The sequence below is a fragment of the Paraburkholderia sp. JHI2823 genome (assembly GCF_038900695.1).
Lineage (GTDB): Bacteria > Pseudomonadota > Gammaproteobacteria > Burkholderiales > Burkholderiaceae > Paraburkholderia > Paraburkholderia mimosarum.
Window position 1 is genome coordinate 1 of sequence record NZ_JAYMRY010000299.1, and the last position, 429, is coordinate 429.

The 429-nt window shown below is 66.4% G+C and carries 1 protein-coding gene; it reads left to right on the forward strand.

Annotated features, from left to right (window positions below):
• Positions 1 to 401, forward strand: a 401-nt coding sequence (locus VSR34_RS38735) for a CoA transferase (protein WP_342965278.1), incomplete at its 5' end; no start/stop codon positions are given.
• Positions 402 to 429: the final 28 nt, after the last annotated feature.

A 429-nucleotide genomic window follows, 5' to 3' on the forward strand; every position in this document is an offset into this window, starting at 1 on the left:
TCGTCGCGGTAGGCAACAACATGCAGTTCGCGGCGTTGTGCCGGCTGATCGAGGCGGGGCAGCTCGCCAACGACCCGCGGTTTGCCGATAACCGTTTGCGCAGCCAGCATCGCACCGCGTTGCGCGCGGAGCTGGAGCAGCGTTTTGCCGCGTGGGACGGCCCGCAGCTGGCCGACACGCTCATGCGTCACGGCGTGCCGTGCGCGCCGGTGCTGGGGCTGGGCGCGGCGCTCGCACATCCTCATTCAGCCCATCGTGCGATGAAGGTCGAAAGGGGCACCTATCGCGGCATCGCCTCGCCGATCAAGCTGGGCCGCACACCGGCCACTTATCGGAGCGTGCCACCGGCACTCGGCGAACACACTGCGGAGGTCTTCGGAGAACGATCAGACGATGCATAGCCAGCGCATCAACAGGCGATTCCAAATG